The sequence below is a fragment of the Rhizobacter sp. Root1221 genome (genome assembly GCF_001425785.1).
Taxonomy (GTDB): domain Bacteria; phylum Pseudomonadota; class Gammaproteobacteria; order Burkholderiales; family Burkholderiaceae_C; genus Rhizobacter.
Window position 1 is genome coordinate 205,808 of sequence record NZ_LMDI01000045.1, and the last position, 16,424, is coordinate 222,231.

Genomic DNA, 16,424 nt, shown 5'->3' on the forward strand with positions numbered 1-16,424 from the left:
GTTCCGGCCGCGGCTACGCTGAACAGCCCGGGCCAGAACAGTTTTCTTTGGGAACCATTTCTTCCTCGCACCACGACAACGCGGAATCGTTGCCCTGGTGCGCTGTCGCATGGGTAAATCCATCCGATGAACATGGTAAATCCACGAACCCGAGGCCCACACGATCCGTGTAAACCCTAGGGTTCGATCCTCCAATTTAGTTAATACTGTTAATCATTAAAGGCCCATCAAACTCAAGCAAACCCCACCATGCCCGACTTCTCAGCCCGCTTCGACGACCACTGGCTTCTCGGCGGCGCGCGCACGCCGCTGGTGGACTACTGCGGCGCGCTCGCCGAGGTCTCGCCCATCGACCTCGGCATCAAGTCTGCCCGCGCCGCGCTCGAGCGCACCGGCGTGCCGGGCAGCGCCATCGACTCGGTCGTCACGGCCTCCATGGCCCAGGCTTCCTTCGACGCCTACATGCTGCCCCGCCACGTCGGCCTGTATGCGGGCGTGCCCATCGACGTGCCGGCCATCCTGGTGCAGCGCATCTGCGGCAGCGGCTTCGAGATCATTCGCCAGGCGGCCGACCAGATCACGCTCGGCTACGCCAGCCTCGCGCTCGTGGTGGGCGCGGAGTCGATGTCGCGCAACCCGATCTGCGCCTACACCCACCGCGGTGGCTTCAAGCTCGGCGCGCCGGTCGAGTTCAAGGACTTCCTCTGGGAGGCGCTCGACGACCCCGCCGCCAAGGTCTCCATGATCCAGACGGCCGAGAACCTCGCGAAGAAGTACGGCATCACCCGCGCCGAGGTGGATGCCTACGCCGCGGCCTCCTTCGAGCGCGCCCTGCGCGCACAGGCCGAGGGTTTCTTCGCAGACGAGATCGTGCCGGTGACGACCGAGCGCTTCGAACTCGCGGGCTACGAGCCGCGCGGCATCAAGCTGCCCCGCAAGGTGGCCACGGCCGATCGCGACACCCATCCGCGCCCCTCGCCCCTCGACACGCTGGCTGCATTGCGCACGGTCTATGAAGGCGGCGTGCAGACGGCGGGCAACTCCGCAGCCCTCGTCGACGGCGCGGCCGCCGTGGTCGTGGCCTCGGGTGCGCAGGTGCGTGACCGCGGGCTGCAACCGCTGGCACGGCTGCGCGGCGCGGCGGCGGCGGGCGTGCCGCCGGAGATCATGGGCATCGGCCCGGCACCGGCCATCCGCGCGCTGCTGGCGCGCTGCGAGCTGAAGCTCTCCGACATCGACCTTTTCGAGATCAACGAGGCCCAAGGTGCCCAGACCCTGGCCTGCGTGAAGGAACTGGGGCTGGACCTGAACCGGCTCAACGTCAACGGCGGCGCCATCGCGCTGGGCCACCCGCTCGCCGCCACCGGCGTCCGCCTCACGCTGACGGCCGCGCGCGAGCTGCAGCGCCGCGGCGGCCGCTACGCGGTCGTCTCTGCCTGCGTGGGCGGCGGCCAAGGCATGGCATTGCTCATCGAGAACACCCAAGCATGAAAATCATCACTGCCGACCAGGTCGGCCCCCTCGTCAAGGACGGTGCCACCCTCTTCCTCGGCGGCCTGGCCATGATGGGCCTGGCCGAGGAAGTGCTGCAGGGGCTGGAGCGCCACTTCCTCGCCACCGGCCATCCGAGCCAGCTCACCACCTGGGCCTGCGGCGCCATCGGCAACGCTGGCAGCGGCGGCATGGCCCACCTGGCCCACCCGGGCATGGTCAAGCGTGTCGTCGCCGGGCACTTCGGGCAGACCGGCAAGGCCATGATGGCCATGGTCCACGCCGGCGAGATCGAGGCCTACAACTTCCCGCAGGGCTCGCTGTGCAGCCTCACCCGCCACATCGCCAGCCGCTCGCCGGGCCTGCTGACCAAGGTGGGCCTGGGCACCTTCGTGGACCCGCGCCTGGAAGGCGGCAAGCTCAACACCGCCTCGCGCGAAGACCTGGTGCGCCTGGTCGAGTTCGACGGTGAGGAGTGGCTCTTCCATCCCACGCCCCACATCGACGTCGCCTTCATCCGTGCGACCTATGCCGACGAGCGCGGCAACCTCAGCATGGACAAGGAAGGCATCCTGCTGGACCAGCTCGCCGTGGCCCAGGCTGCGCGGGCCTGCGGCGGCATCGTCGTGGCCCAGGTGGAGGCCGTCGTGGCCGCAGGCAGCCTGCACCCCAAGAGCGTCAAGGTGCCCGGCCTGGTGGTGGACTACGTCGTCGTCGCCAAGCCTGAGAACCACCTGCAGACGATCACCACCGCCTTCAACCCGGCGTTCAGCGGTGACGTGCGCGTGCCGCTGGGCAGCGTGCCGGCCCTGCCGCTGGACGAGCGCAAGGTCATCGCCCGCCGCGCCGCCATGGAGCTGCAACCCGGCGCCGTCACCAACCTCGGCATCGGCATTCCGGCCGGCATCCCGGGCGTGGCCGCCGAGGAAGGCGTGGCCGGGCTGCTCAGCCTCAGCGTGGAGTGCGGCGTGAACGGCGGCGTGCCGGCCCAGGGCGGCGACTTCGGCCTGGCCTACAACGCCGAGTCCATCATCGAGCAGTCCTCGCAGTTCGACTTCTATGACGGCGGCGGGCTGGACTGCAGCTTCCTCGGCCTGGCCCAGACCGACCGCCACGGCAATGTCAACGTCAGCAAGTTCAACGGCCGGCCCGTCGGCTGCGGCGGTTTCATCAACATCACGGCCACCACGCCGCGGCTGGTGTTCTGCGGCAGCTTCACGGCCGGCGGCGTGGACCTCGCCGTCGCCGACGGCCAGCTGAACATCCGCCAGGAAGGCCGCTCCCGCAAGTTCGTCGAGCAGGTCGAGCAGATCACCTTCAACGGCCGCGACGCCGCACGCCGTGGCCAGGAGGTGCTCTTCGTCACCGAACGCGCCGTGTTCGCGCTGCGCCCGGATGGCCTGGAGCTGACCGAGATCGCGCCCGGCATCGACCTCGAACGTGACGTGCTGGCCCAGATGGAGTTCCGCCCGCTGATGCGCGACGTGAAAACCATGGACGCCGGCCTCTTCCGCGAACACTGGGGCGGCCTGGCCGCCGCTCTCTCTACCCCGACCCACGCATGAACGCCACCACCGACTTCCTCCCCGCCACCGGCCTGCTGGCCGAACTCAAGCTGCTGCGCATCGAGCATGCCGCCGCCGTCACGCATCTGCGCCTGAACCGCCCGGCCAAGCGCAATGCCATCAACGAAGATTTGATGCGGCAGCTCCACACCGCCCTGCTCAACCTGCCGGCGTCGACCACGGCCTTGGTCATCAGCGGCGAAGGGGATCACTTCTGCGCCGGCCTGGACCTGTCGGACCTGTGCGAGCGCAGCGTGGCCGAGGGCGTGCTGCACTCGCGTGGTTGGCACGTCGTCATGGACGCCATCCAGTTCTGCCGCGCGCCGGTCGTCGTCGCGCTGCACGGCGCCGTCGTGGGCGGCGGCCTGGAGCTGGCGGCCGCGGCCCACATCCGCGTGGCCGACGACACCGCCTACTTTGGCCTGCCCGAGGGCCAGCGCGGCATCTTCGTGGGCGGCGGCGGCTCGGCCCGCATCCCGCGCCTGGCCGGCGTGGCCTGCATGACCGACATGATGCTGACCGGCCGCGTGCTGGACGCCCAGGAAGGCGTGCAGCGCGGCCTGGTGCAGTACACGGTGCCGGCCGGGCAGGCCGTCGCCAAGGCCATCGAGCTGGCCGCGCGCATCGCGCAGAACGCGCCGCTGTCCAACTTCGCCGTGACGCAGGCCTTGCCGCGCATCGCCGACCTGTCGCAGGCCGACGGCCTCTTCATGGAGTCGCTGATGGCGGCCATCGCCCAGGGCGACGACGTGGCCAAGCAGAGGCTGCAGGACTTCCTGCAAAAACGCACGCCCAAAGTCGTCAAAGCATGAAACCGCGCTACCGCCAAGTCGCCATCGGCGGCTGCCTGAACAATGCCAGCGTCGAGCACCGCGCCGACGGCGGATTCGTGCTGCGCTCGGCCGAGGCGCTGGCGGCCTATCCCCCGCAACTGGGCGAGCGCCTGGCGCACTGGGCCCAGGCCGCGCCGCACCGGCTGCTGGCGGCCCAGCGCGGTGCGGATGGCGGCTGGCGTCGCATCAGCTATGCCGAGATGATGGCGCGCGCGCGCTCCCTCGGCCAGGCCTTGCTGGATCGTGGCCTGGGCGTCGAGCGGCCCCTGGTCATCCTCTCCGACAACGACCTCGAGCACCTGAGCCTGATGCTGGGCGCGATGTGGGCGGGCATTCCCAGCGTCAGCATCTCGCCGGCCTACTCGCTGATCTCGACCGACTTCGACCGCCTGCGCCACATCCTCGCCAAGGTCACGCCGGGCGCGGTTTATGCGGCAGACTCGAGCTATGCAGCCGCCATCGACGCCGCCGTCGACGCCGACACCCGCGTCATCCTGGGCGCGGGCGGGCGCGAAGGCCGCGCCACGGAGCGCTTCGCCGACCTGCTCGACACGGCGCCCGGGCCGGCGCTGGATGACGCGCACGCCCGAGTCGGCCCCGACACCATCGTCAAGCTGATGTTCACGTCGGGCTCGACCAAGGCGCCCAAGGGCGTGGTCATGACCCAGCGCATGTGGTGCGCCAACCAGCAGATGACGCTGCAGGCCATGCCCTTCCTGGCCGAGCAGCCCCCCGTGGTGCTGGACTGGCTGCCGTGGAACCACACCTTCGGCGGCAACCACAACCTCGGCATCGTGCTCTACAACGGCGGCAGCCTCTACATCGACGATGGCAAGCCCGTTCCGGGCCGCTTCGAGGCCACGCTGCGCAACCTGCGCGAGGTCGCGCCCACGATCTTCTTCAACGTGCCCAAGGGCTTCGACGAGCTCATCGCCGCCCTGCAAGCCGACGCCGCACTGCGCGACCACTTCTTCAGCCGGCTGCAGTTGGCCGAATGCGGCGGCGCGGGGCTCTCGCAGAAGTCGCTGGACGCCTTCAACCAGCTCGCCGAAGCCGCCGGCGGTGAACGCATCCGCCTCGCGGCCGGCCTCGGCATGACCGAGACCGCCCCCACCTGCACCTTCGCCATCCCCGAGGAAGCCCGCGCCGGCTTCATCGGCTGGCCCGTGCCCGGCGTGGACGTCAAGCTCGTGCCCGCGGGCGACAAGGCCGAGGTGCGCTTTCGCGGTCCCAACGTGATGCCCGGCTACTGGCGCGAGCCCGAGCTGACGCAGGAGGCCTTCGACGACGAGGGCTACTACTGCACCGGAGACGCCGTCCGGCCCACCGACCCGGCCGACCCCACCCAGGGCCTGATGTTCGACGGCCGCATTGCCGAGGACTTCAAGCTCTCCACCGGCACCTTCGTCAGCGTGGGCCCGCTGCGCGCCCGCGTGGTCGCGCTGGGTTTCCCCTGCGTGCACGACGCCGTCGTCACCGGCCTCGGACGCGACGAGATCGGCTTGCTGATCGTGCCGCGCCTGAACGAAACCTGCCGCCTGGCCGGCCTGCCCGACGGCGCCAGCGCCGCCGAGATCCTGGCGCACGGCGCCGTGCGCGACTTCTTCCAGGCGCTGGCCAACCAGCTCTGGGCGCAGGGCACCGGCAGCGCCAACCGCCCGGCCCGGCTGCTGCTGCTCGCCGAGCCGCCGTCCATCAACGGCGGCGAGATCACCGACAAAGGCTCGATCAACCAGCGCGCCGTGCTGAGCCGCCGCGCGGCCCTGGTCGAACTGCTGCACGAGGCCCCCGCGGGCCATCCCGACGTCATCACCCCGCACCGCAGACCATCATGAACATCTCTGGACAAACCGCCCTCGTCACCGGCGCCGGTTCCGGCCTCGGCGAAGCCGTCGCACGCGCCCTCGCCGCGCAAGGCGCACGCGTCGCCCTGCTCGACATCAACGAAGCCGGCGCCCAGCGCGTGGCCGCCGACATCGGCGCCGACCGCGCGCTGGCGCTGCGCTGCGACATCACCGACGCCGCCTCCGTCACGGCCGCGCTGGATGCAGCCTCGGCCGCCCACGGCCCGGCCCGCATCCTGATGAACATCGCCGGCATCGGCGGCGCCAAGCGCATCGTGCAGCGCGACGGCTCGCCCGCCCCGCTGGAGGACTTCGAGCGCGTCGTGCGCATCAACCTCATCGGCACCTACAACGTCACGCGCCTGGCGGCCAGCCGCATGGTGGCGCTGGCCCCGCTGGCCGACGGCGAGCGCGGCGTCATCGTCAACACCGCCTCGGTCGCCGCCTTCGACGGCCAGGTCGGCCAGGAGGCCTACTCGGCCTCCAAGAGCGGCATCGTCGGCATGACCCTGCCCCTGGCGCGCGACCTCGCGCAGTTCGGCGTGCGCGTCTGCACCATCGCGCCGGGCCTCTTCGCCACCCCGCTGATGAAGGAGCTTCCCGAGGAGGTACAGCAGTCCCTCGCCGCCTCCATCCCCTTCCCCAAGCGCCTCGGCTTGCCGGAGGAGTTCGCGGCGCTCGCGGCTCACATCGTCAACAACGGCCACCTCAACGGTGAAGTCATCCGCCTCGACGGCGCGCTGCGCATGGCACCGCGCTGACCCTCAAAGGACTCGATCCCATGTTCATCTCCAACGCCTGGTACGTGGCCGCCCGCAGCGACGAGGTCGGCACCGAAAAACCCCTGGGCCGCAAGGTCTGCAACCACGCGATGGCCTTCTATCGCAACAGCGCCGGCCGCGTCAGCGCGGTGGAGGACTTCTGCCCCCATCGCGGCGCGCCGCTGTCACTCGGCCGCGTCTCCGGCGACACCCTGGTCTGCGGCTATCACGGCCTGGCCATGGGCTGCGACGGCAAGACCGTCTCCATGCCCTGCCAGCGTGTGCGCGGCTTCCCCGCCATCCGCAGCTTCCCCGTCCATGAGGCCCACGGTTTCATCTGGGTCTGGCCGGGTGAAGCCGCGCAGGCCGACGTGGCCAAGCTGCCGGCCTTTGAATGGCTGGGCAACCCCGCCTTCGGCTACGGCGGCGGGCTCTACCACATTGCCTGCGACTACCGGCTGATGGTAGACAACCTGATGGACCTCACGCACGAGACCTACGTGCACTCGGGCAGCATCGGCCAGAAGGAGATCGACGAGATCCCCTGCAGCACGCGGGTCGAAGGCGACCACGTCATCACCGAGCGCTACATGCAAGGCATCGAGGCGCCGCCGTTCTGGAAGATGGCCCTGCGCATGAACGGCCTGCCCGACGACCAACCCGTGGACCGCTGGCAGATCTGCCACTTCACGCCGCCCAGCCACATCATGATCGAGGTGGGCGTGGCGCTGGCGGGCCAAGGCGGCTACGAGGCACCCGACGCCGTCAAGGCGGCGAGCTGGGTGGTGGACTTCATCACGCCCGAGACTGACACGTCCATCCACTACTTCTGGGGCATGGCGCGCAAGTTCAAGCCGCAGGACGAGGCGCTGACGGCCCAGATCCGCGAGGGCCAGGGCAAGATCTTTGCCGAGGACCAGGAGATGCTGGAGCGCCAGCAGCAGAACCTGCTGGCCTGGCCGCAACGCCAGTTGCTGTTGCTCAACATCGACGGCGGCGGCGTGCAGTCGCGCAAGGTGATCGAGCGCGTGATGGCGGCCCAGGCATGAACGAGCTGCTCACCGTTCGCATCGCGGCCAAGGAGTCCGCCACGCGGGACATCTGCGCCCTCACCCTGGTGGCCGCCGACGGCGGCGCCCTGCCCGACTTCTCGGCCGGCGCCCATCTCGATGTCCACCTGCCCGGCGGCCTCGTCCGCCAATACTCGATCAGCAACGATCCTGCCGAGACCCACCGCTACGTGCTCGGCGTGCTGCTCGACGCCAAGTCGCGCGGCGGTTCGCGGGCGGTGCATGAGCAACTGGCACCGGGGCAGGTGCTGCAAGTCAGCGCACCGAAGAATCACTTCCCGCTCGCGGCGCACGCGGGCCGCAGCCTGCTGATCGCCGGCGGCATCGGCATCACCCCGATCCTGGCGATGGCCCGCCAGCTCGCTCGCGACGGGAGCGATTTCGAATTGCACTATGCGGCGAGCAGCGTGGAGCGCATGGCTTTCCGCGCGGAGATCGAGGCGAGCACCTGGGCCCACGCGGTCTATTTCCACGTCGGCGACACCCGCCTGGACGTGGAGCGATTGCTGGCTGCGCAGTACGCCGGCGTCCATGTCCACGTTTGCGGCCCCAAGCGCCTGATTGACGCGGTGACCGACGCGGCGAAACGCCAGGGCTGGCCCAACGAGCAGATTCACCACGAGTTCTTCGCCGGCGCCGAGCCGCCCGCAGCGGGCGAGAACCGCGCCTTCGAGATCGAACTTGCACGCTCCGGTCGCGTGATCCCCGTGCTGGCAGACCAGACTGCCGCCGAAGCCCTCATCGCCGCCGGGGTGCCCCTGCTCACGTCCTGCGAGCAAGGCGTTTGCGGCACTTGCCTGACGCGAGTGCTGGCCGGTGCCCCTGAGCACCGCGACCTGTACCTGACACCTGAAGAACAGGCCGCGAACGATCAATTCACGCCCTGCTGCTCGCGCTCGTGCAGTGAAAGGCTTGTGCTGGACCTGGCATGACCGCATGAGATATCGCGCCGCCGTCATCGAGCACGGCGGCCGGGACAGCACGACACAGGGCGACGCACCGGAGTGGCGTCGTCGACCAGCGCTCGGGTGCATGCGATCTGGTCGGTCACGCCATGCCTGACCCGTGGGGCTCCACTCAGGAAATCAATTCCTCTGTTCGGACAACCGGGGCCACCCCATATGCAGTACAGCGCCGCCTCCCCGTTCCTCGCCCGCGCGCACGCGCCGATTGCCGTGCTGGCCGTCACATCCGCCGGCCCGGCCTCCGCCCATGTCAAGTGGTTTTCGCGTGATGCGGACTGCGCCATTCCGCCGCTGTCGCCACTTCAGGTGATCTCGTCGGCCGACTTCCTGTTGCTCGGCGCGATCAGCCTGCTGGTGATGGCCGCCGCGGCGCTGCTCGACAGTCGCCTGTCCCGCACCGGCTCGCAGGCCCTCGCGTTCGCCGATGCGCTGGATGCGCGCAGCGCCGCCTCGCTGCCGCGCCTGCTGCGGTTCGGGCTGGCGGCATTCTTCTGCATTGCCGTGCTGTACTTCGGCGCCACCCCGGTGTTCCTGACACCCGAGCTGCACGCCCTGCGGCCCTGGGTGCCGATGTTGCAGCTGGGCATTGCGGTGACGCTGATGTGGCGGCCCTCGGCCTGGCTCGGCGCTATCGGCATCTTCGTGCTGTACGGTTCGGCGATGGCGGCCTACGGATGGTTCCACCTGCTCGACTATCCGGTGTTCCTGGCCGCGGCGGCGTATGTCGCGATCGACTCGCTGGGCCGCGGCCGATACAACAAGCTCGCGCTCGCGGCGCTGCGCGTCGGCACAGGCATCACGCTGATGTGGGCCGGTGCTGAGAAGTGGCTCTACCCTTGGTGGAGCGATGAGGTGCTGAACCAGCAGCTGCGCGGCGCGCGCGGCGAGTTCTCGCCGGCCTTCTTCATGGCCGCGGCCGGCTGGGTGGAGTTCTGCGCGGCGTATGCCTTGGTCTTCGGCCGCCTCGGCGCGCAGCTTTCCGCCTGGGTGCTGCTCGTCCCCTTCCTGGCCGCGATCCCGGTCTTCGGCGTGCTCGACGCGATCGGCCATGCGCCCATCGTCGTCGTGCTGGTGATGCTCGGCCTCACACGCACCCGGCTGCCGACGGCCATGCAAGGCGCGGCAGATCGCGCCAGCGCGCTGCGGCGCGGCGCAACCTGCACCCTGGCGGGTCTGGCCGCGGTAGGTGTGTATTGGGGCCTGCAGGCGCTGGCCTACCGCCGGTTCGACACCATTGAGCCGGGGCTGACGGCAGTGGCGGTGCTGCTCGCGTTGCCGCTGCTGATGTGGTGCCTGCCGCGGCTAAGCCGGTCGACCTGTCGACACCCGGCTCCGTGGTACCGCGCCGCGCCCTGACGACCCTGGGCTCACGCTCCGCGGCGATCAGTGCCCAAGGCAGCCAACGAGGCCGGAGGTCAATTCTCCGCGTTGTATGCGACCAGAAACGCGTCGGAGGCTACCTGATCGGCCAGAGCCCTCAAGCTCGCGGCCGACGCAGGGCCCAGAACAGCCTCCACCCTGTCGTTCGCTGCGGCCCAGCGCACCATTGCTTCTGAAAGCCGGGTCTTGCCAAGCGGCGTGAGAACGCCGTGTTTGGTCCGCCGGTCCTGGGCGTCGTGGCGCAACTCGACGATGCCATCGCGCACCAGCGGCCTGAGCGCATGGGTCAGGGCCGAAAGCTGGATGGCGAGCCGGCTCGCCAGATCCTGCAGCGCCGGTCCTTGCTGATCGGCTCCCGTGAGCTGGTGTATTTCGATGATCAGCGCGAGCTGCGTGGCCTTGAGGCCCAGCGGCGCCAGCGCTTCGTCGTACAGCTGGCCAAGCCTGCGCGCCGCGAGGCGCAGCGCTGAGTTCGTGCAGACCCGTCCGCCCAAGAGGTCCTGCTCAGATGCGGCCGGTCCAGCCGGGCTGCTTTTCGCATCAACGCGTTTTGTGGTAATTCCCATGATCAAAAAATGGTTGAGTACCGCACGATCGACCACCCTCGGGGAATCGACCTTACATTTGAGCCCTCAACCTTTTTAGTTGAGCACTCAATTTTAACGGAAACCAGCAAATGACAAGTCCCACTTCCAAGAAAGTCGCCGTTGTCACCGGGGCTTCGTCCGGCATCGGCGCCGTCTATGCGGATCGCCTCGCTGCACGTGGATACGATCTCATCCTTGTCGCCCGGCGCGCTGATCGCCTCGAAGCGCTCTGCACGCAGCTCGCGAAGGCCCACGGTATCAACGCCGAACCGATGGTCGCAGATCTGAGCCAAGACGACGACCTGGCACGCGTCGAGACGATCTTGTCCACTCGCGAAGATGTGCATGTCCTGGTGAACAACGCCGGCATCGCGCGCCTGGGAACGATTGCCCAGAGGTCTGCAGATGACGCACTTTCGCAGATCGCACTCAACATCACCGCGTTGACGCGTCTGACCCAGGCCGTGGTGCCTGCGTTCATCAAGAGAAACCACGGCGTGATCATCAACATCGCGTCCGTCCTGGCGGTCCATGCCCTGCCCATCAGCGCCGTCTACAGCGGCACCAAGGCCTTCGTCTTGCAGTACAGCAGAGGCCTGCAGCAAGAACTTGCCGAAACCGGGGTGAAGGTTCAATTGGTCTTGCCCGCGTCCACTGCCACCGAACTCTGGGATCTGTCGGGCGTTCCGCTGGCTGCCCTCAACAAGAGTGCCCTGATGACGACCGAGCACATGGTCGATGCAGCGCTCGCGGGCTTGGACCAGGGCGAAGCTGTCACATGGCCATCGGTCGCCGATGCAACGCTGTGGGAGAAGTACGAGGCCGCTCGCACCGAGCTGTTCGCCAGCACCCAGGCAGGAACGCCGGCTCCTCGCTACAACATCGGTTGATGCCTGCGGCTGAACGTCGCGCCTCTTCCCGTTTCTCCAGTTTCCATTTCCCTCCAAGGACAGCCATGCTTTTCGAAGCCTTCTCCCTGCGTGCCACCAAGCTCAGCAACCGCACCGTGATGTCGCCGCTCACGCGCCACCGTGCGGTCGACAACAACACGCCCAACAGCCTGATGGCCACCTACTACGCCCAGCGTGCGAGCGCGGGCCTCATCATCACGGAAGGAACCTCACCGTCGCCCAACGGGTTGGGCTACCCCCGCATCCCAGGCCTGTTCAATGACGCCCAGGTGCAAGGCTGGAAGCTCGTGACCGACGCAGTCCATGCCAAGGGCGGCAAGATCGTCGTGCAGCTGATGCATACCGGCCGTGTGTCCCACAAGGACAACCTGCCGGCCGGCGCCGAAGTGCTGAGCGCTTCATCGGACGTATGCCCGGGCGAGATCAGGACAGACACGCAAGGCAACCAGCCGCACACCCCACCGCGCGCCATGACCGAGGCCGACATCCAGGCCGTGATCGGCGAGTACACAACGGCTGCGCGCCTTGCCATCGAAGCCGGCTTCGACGGCATCGAATTGCACGCGGCCAACGGCTACTTTCTCGAGCAATTCCTGAACGCCAACATCAACCGACGCACCGATGGCTACGGCGGCACGGCCGAGGGGCGCAACCGGCTGGTGCTCGAGGTCGCCCGTGCTGCCGTGAAGGAGATCGGTGCCGAGCGCGTGGGCATCCGCTTGTCGCCCCACGGCGTGATCAATGCCGCCGGCGCATTCGACGGCGTGGATGAACAGTACCTGGCGCTGGTCAAGCAACTCTCCGCGCTGGGCCTCATGTACGTTCACGTCCTGGACCATTCGGCCATGGGCACCCCGCCGGTCCCGGCAAAGCTGAAGGCCGATTTGAGGGCGGCGTTCGACGGCCCTTTCATCCTCGCCGGAGGACTCGACAAAGCCAGCGCACAACAGGCGTTGAGCGAAGGCCGCGCTGACTTGACAGCCATGGGCAGGGCTTTCATCGCCAACCCTGACCTGGTCGAGCGCATGCGCCAGGACGCGCCGTTGAACGCCCCTGCCCCGGACACGTTCTACACGCCCGGTGCCGAGGGCTACACGGACTATCCGACGCTCGCAGGTTGAGCGTCCCCATCCTGGTCAGCAACCTGACTGAGCCCCACGAATGAAGCGCCTGTCGTGGGGCTTCGTGACCGCGGCGACCGGCACGATCCGCCGCAGGGTCGAACAACGCGCTCGGCCCCTGCGCAGCGATCGCTCGGAGCCCGACGATCGCCGGCATCTACTCTTGCTGCGCGTCATCCTTGCGGCCCAGGCGCTGCACGACATGCTGGAGATAGAGGTTCTTGTTGCCGAGTTGCATTGCCTCGCGCCGGGCCATCGTGGTTTCGAAATCCTCGAGCCAAGCCTTGGCGAAGGCCTTGTAGGCTGCTGCATCCAACTGCTCACCGGTGTCAGGTCGCCGCAACACTGCGCCCTTGGCAAGCGCGTGTCGCAGCGTCGGCACTTCGACCTTCTTGTCGCCCACATTCGCCGACGCGGAAGACTTCGTCCCGTGGACCAGCGCGCGGAGCGCTTCGACGTAGAGTCGGTTCTGTGCGTAACGCAGTACCTGGGGCGGCGGCAGAAAGAAGTGCTGGTCCGATGCTGGCAGATCCACCAGCAGGCTGCGGTGCTTCAGCAGGCTGGCGTCGTCCTTGAACAACTCCTTCACATAGGCCAGGCCGAGCGCAGCGCAACTGCGGCGATCGACCTGCGGCCCGCCTACTTCACTGGTGCCCAGAATACGCGACGGGATGATCTCCGATTGATAGGTCGTGTCGCCGAGCGGGTAAGGCAAGCCGCGGGTCGCCCCCAACCAGTTGTAGCCACTGGGGACCGCGAGGATGACCTCTCCCCGAGGCGTCAGGACGATGGGTTCGGCATGCGGCCTTGCGTGTTCATCGGCCATATCGGCCACCAGATGGCATGCAAAGCCTTCGCGCAATTGGCCTTCAGCCTCATGCAGTGGGTTGCCATCGAGGCCATCGTCAACAACCAGATCGACGCCCAACTCCTGCGCGTAACTGGCGGCAACGCGCCGGATGAGGCCGAGACTGATTTGCTCGTCCGCACGGACCTGCCAAGCGTCAGCGTGGTTGGCGGACCTGACCGCGTCGAGGTGTGCAGCCTTGCCGGCCGAAAGATGCGCACGCGGCCCGACAGATTGGGCACCGGGTTGGCTTCGCGATCGCAGCCCATCCGGGGCCGCGGCGTGGGCTTGGCGCGCGTTGCTGGCAGAAGTTGTTCTGTCGGCCGACCCACTGGCAGCCGCCGGCTGGTGGCTCATATACCCCTGCGGTGACGACGGCCGGCTTCGCCCGTCAGTGCTCATGCATCCACCCATGCGTTCCTCCTCAATGCAAAAGAGCGCTAGCGTGACCGGTTCCTGGCACGCTGCGTGCGATATTGCGAAATCAGGGCTGGAATTGCGAGAATTCTGCCGGCACGAGGGGGAGTTTCGCCCGGCGCGAGTCTTTGCTGCCGCGCCCGACACGCGGTGAAGCATGACGGTCCTGTCGCAACAAGGGCGAGAGGCGGCGCAAGCGGAGGCGCCGATGAGCGGAGGCGCTGCTTCGTGCCGCAGCACGCACCCTAATATGTCTGCACACCGCCGTGCATGGAGCGTGTACGGTGCATGGAGCACGAGGGTGTGATCCGCGGGTACCACGCCCACGTCGCCCCCCGCCAACTCGAATGCCACCTCGTTTCCGGCGCGTTCGACTACCTCGTGAAAATGCGTGTGCGAGAAATGGAAGCGTACCGCCGCCTGCTCGGCGACATCCTCCGTGACCTGCTCGAGGCCGCCGAATCGCACAGCCACTCGATGATGGAAGAGACCAAGGAAGGGCTCGTGATCGCGGTGGCCCGCTGACCGACCCCGCGCTGTCGCAGCGGCCCACTCGCCGCGCGACTCGGCGCAATCACCGTCGATCCTGTCCTCGATCGGTCACACGTGCATCACACGCCCCCTTGTTCACGGGGGCAGACACTCACACACGCCACGCAATTGCGGATGATGTGAGCGATTCTGACGCGCGTCGAAGGGTCCGCCACCCGCGGACCTCTCGTGGGCATCGCGTGCAACACGTGTGTGAATCACGAACCCTTGAACCCGATGGAACAGGCTGCGACCAGACCAGTGCCGCCCCTCCGTCACCGGATCCCTGGCGTGAGATCGACACGCGAGCCAGCCTGGTTCAGGCCGCCCTCAGATGCAAAGCGATATGTCGATTCACGACACATGCCGCTTCGATCACTGCCTTGAGGAGCCTCTTGTCTTGAAACACTCGTCTGTCAAAACTTACTGGTTGACGCACGTTCGATGGGCACGTTACTGTCGTTGCACTGAACTCAGGAAGTCGATGGACCCTATGGGAGAACCAGCGATCGGCGCAACGGAGTCCGCCAGGCCATCGAGTGTTCCTGCGAATCTGTCGTCGCCATCCTCTGCCGTTCATCGCCCCGTGAAAGACGATGCGCCTCACACCGACCAGGCCGACAGCAACCGTCGATTGCAGACGCTCGCGTTCGAGCTCACCGTGGCCGCGGCCCGCGAGCGCCAACGCATCGCGCACGCCCTGCACGACGACCTGGGCCAGCTGCTCGCGATGGCGCAGTTCAAGCTGAGCGAGCTGATCAGCCGGCTGGCCCGCGATGCGGCGGAGCCCGATCCACTCGAAGAAGTGCGACTGCTGCTTTGCCAGGCGGCACAGGCCACTCGCGCGGCCACCTTCGAGTTGTACTCGCCCGTGCTGCAACAGCTGGGGCTGCTCCCGGCCGTCGAAGGGTTGGCGCAGCAGCTGCAGAGAGACTCGCGGATGCGCGTGCACCTGACGGCCCGCGTGGACGACCTTCCGCTGAGCGACGCGGTGCTGTCCGTGCTGTTTCGCATCGTCCGCGAGCTCGCGCTGAACGCACAGAAACACGCCAAAGCCAGCAACCTCTGGATCTCGCTCGAACAGGACAAGCAAGACCTGCGCATCGCCCTCGCGGACGACGGTGTCGGGTTCGACGCCGACGCCGCCCTCCGCCGCTTCAGCCCCCAGGGTGGCTTCGGCCTGCTCAGCGCCGAGGCGCAGATGCAGGCGATCGGCGGGCGGTTGTGCATCGAATCCGTCCCTGGCGGCGGCACCATCGCCACCCTTCACCTCGGCTTCGACGTGGCGGCCTCCTTGCCACCCTCGGCCAAGTCCATCCCAACGATGTCCCACCCGACGAGCCACCTATGACGATCCGCATTGTTCTCGCAGACGACCACCGCATGATGCGCGATGGACTCAGCGCCCTGCTCAACAAGGACTCCGGCTTCGACGTGGTGGGGGTGGCCGAGGACGGCCTGGGCGCCATCCGGCTCGCGCGCGAGCTGTTGCCCGACGTGCTCGTCACCGACCTCGCGATGCCGGGCATGAACGGCATCGAGGCCATTCGCCGGGTTCGCGCCGAAACGCCCTCGGTCCATGTGCTGTGTCTCTCGGTGCACACCGAGGACCGGATGGTGCTGGCCGGCATCGACGCAGGCGCCGCCGGCTACGTGCTCAAGGACTCGTCGTTCGAGGACCTCGCACTCGCCATCCGCAAGGTCATGGCGCGGCAGATCTACCTCAGCCCCGGCCTCGTGGGTGTGTTCGTCGAAGGCTACCGGACCCGCGGCTCGGCCGTGGTCGGCAGCGCCTTCTCGCAACTCACGCCGCGTGAACGCGAGATCGTCCAGCTGTTTTCGGAAGGCCACTCCACGGGCCAGATCGCCGAGCAACTCCACCTGAGCGCGAAGACGGTGGCCACCCACCGCGAGAACGTGCTGCACAAGCTGCGCATCGAGAGCATCGCCGAGCTCACCCGCTATGCGATCCGCGAGGGACTGAGTTCGCTCGAAGCGCCCTGCCGCAACACGCTCGCTGCCACTTCGACGAGCAAGTCCGCGAAACTCGGAAAGGGCGTTTCTCCTTGACCGTCGCCGCAACGAAGGTGCCGGCGTCGCT

14 protein-coding genes and 1 pseudogene are annotated in these 16,424 nt (G+C 67.8%); 13 read left to right on the forward strand and 2 right to left on the reverse strand.

The genetic code is table 11. The features are described from left to right. Positions 1-249: 249 nt before the first annotated feature. The 8 genes from ASC87_RS25190 to ASC87_RS25225 all read left to right on the forward strand — a co-directional run bounded on the left by ASC87_RS25190 (position 250) and on the right by ASC87_RS25225 (position 9,885). On the forward strand, positions 250-1,491 hold the full coding sequence (locus tag ASC87_RS25190) for a thiolase family protein (RefSeq protein WP_056669352.1): 1,242 nt from the start codon (positions 250-252) through the stop codon (positions 1,489-1,491). Further along, a complete protein-coding gene (locus ASC87_RS25195) occupies positions 1,488-3,056 on the forward strand; it encodes an acyl CoA:acetate/3-ketoacid CoA transferase (protein WP_056669354.1) in 1,569 nt (522 codons plus the stop codon). The genes ASC87_RS25190 and ASC87_RS25195 overlap by 4 nt, the downstream gene beginning before the upstream one ends. Beyond that, positions 3,053-3,868 (forward strand): crotonase/enoyl-CoA hydratase family protein, encoded by an 816-nt coding sequence (locus tag ASC87_RS25200; RefSeq protein WP_056669356.1) that lies wholly within the window; start codon positions 3,053-3,055, stop codon positions 3,866-3,868. Before ASC87_RS25195 ends, ASC87_RS25200 begins: the two co-directional genes overlap by 4 nt. Further along, positions 3,865-5,724, forward strand: a complete 1,860-nt coding sequence (locus ASC87_RS25205; RefSeq protein ID WP_056669359.1) for a feruloyl-CoA synthase — start codon at positions 3,865-3,867, stop codon at positions 5,722-5,724. The genes ASC87_RS25200 and ASC87_RS25205 overlap by 4 nt, the downstream gene beginning before the upstream one ends. Further along, positions 5,721-6,494 (forward strand): SDR family NAD(P)-dependent oxidoreductase, encoded by a 774-nt coding sequence (locus ASC87_RS25210; protein WP_056669362.1) that lies wholly within the window; start codon positions 5,721-5,723, stop codon positions 6,492-6,494. The genes ASC87_RS25205 and ASC87_RS25210 overlap by 4 nt, the downstream gene beginning before the upstream one ends. A 20-nt stretch (positions 6,495-6,514) precedes the next feature. Then, a complete protein-coding gene (locus ASC87_RS25215; protein ID WP_056669364.1) occupies positions 6,515-7,543 on the forward strand; it encodes an aromatic ring-hydroxylating dioxygenase subunit alpha in 1,029 nt (342 codons plus the stop codon). After that, a complete protein-coding gene (locus ASC87_RS25220) occupies positions 7,540-8,496 on the forward strand; it encodes a PDR/VanB family oxidoreductase (RefSeq protein ID WP_056669368.1) in 957 nt (318 codons plus the stop codon). Before ASC87_RS25215 ends, ASC87_RS25220 begins: the two co-directional genes overlap by 4 nt. 189 nt (positions 8,497-8,685) lie before the next feature. After that, on the forward strand, positions 8,686-9,885 hold the full coding sequence (locus ASC87_RS25225; protein WP_056669371.1) for a hypothetical protein: 1,200 nt from the start codon (positions 8,686-8,688) through the stop codon (positions 9,883-9,885). 59 nt (positions 9,886-9,944) lie between these two features. Here ASC87_RS25225 and ASC87_RS25230 read toward each other — a convergent pair whose 3' ends face one another. Then, entirely contained in the window at positions 9,945-10,511 is a 567-nt protein-coding gene (locus ASC87_RS25230) for a MarR family winged helix-turn-helix transcriptional regulator (protein WP_235582282.1), read from the reverse strand. A gap of 74 nt (positions 10,512-10,585) precedes the next feature. Between ASC87_RS25230 and ASC87_RS25235 the strand changes: the two genes are divergently transcribed. Together ASC87_RS25235 and ASC87_RS25240 are read left to right on the forward strand one after the other, a co-directional pair. Continuing rightward, a complete protein-coding gene (locus ASC87_RS25235) occupies positions 10,586-11,386 on the forward strand; it encodes an SDR family oxidoreductase (protein ID WP_056669373.1) in 801 nt (266 codons plus the stop codon). 65 nt (positions 11,387-11,451) lie between these two features. Then, on the forward strand, positions 11,452-12,528 hold the full coding sequence (locus tag ASC87_RS25240; RefSeq protein WP_056669376.1) for an alkene reductase: 1,077 nt from the start codon (positions 11,452-11,454) through the stop codon (positions 12,526-12,528). Positions 12,529-12,685: 157 nt separating this feature from the next. On the opposite strand, the gene ASC87_RS32170 is transcribed toward ASC87_RS25240, so the two are convergent. Continuing rightward, a complete protein-coding gene (locus ASC87_RS32170) occupies positions 12,686-13,732 on the reverse strand; it encodes a hypothetical protein (protein WP_157604347.1) in 1,047 nt (348 codons plus the stop codon). Positions 13,733-14,056: 324 nt separating this feature from the next. Here ASC87_RS32170 and ASC87_RS25255 point away from each other — a divergent pair. The 3 genes and pseudogenes from ASC87_RS25255 to ASC87_RS25265 form a co-directional block, all read left to right on the forward strand. Beyond that, a pseudogene (locus tag ASC87_RS25255) lies at positions 14,057-14,317 on the forward strand (Lrp/AsnC ligand binding domain-containing protein); the annotation flags it as partial. 592 nt (positions 14,318-14,909) lie between these two features. After that, entirely contained in the window at positions 14,910-15,674 is a 765-nt protein-coding gene (locus ASC87_RS25260; RefSeq protein WP_056669389.1) for a sensor histidine kinase, read from the forward strand. After that, positions 15,671-16,393 (forward strand): response regulator transcription factor, encoded by a 723-nt coding sequence (locus ASC87_RS25265; protein ID WP_082568926.1) that lies wholly within the window; start codon positions 15,671-15,673, stop codon positions 16,391-16,393. The genes ASC87_RS25260 and ASC87_RS25265 overlap by 4 nt, the downstream gene beginning before the upstream one ends. Positions 16,394-16,424 lie beyond the last annotated feature (31 nt).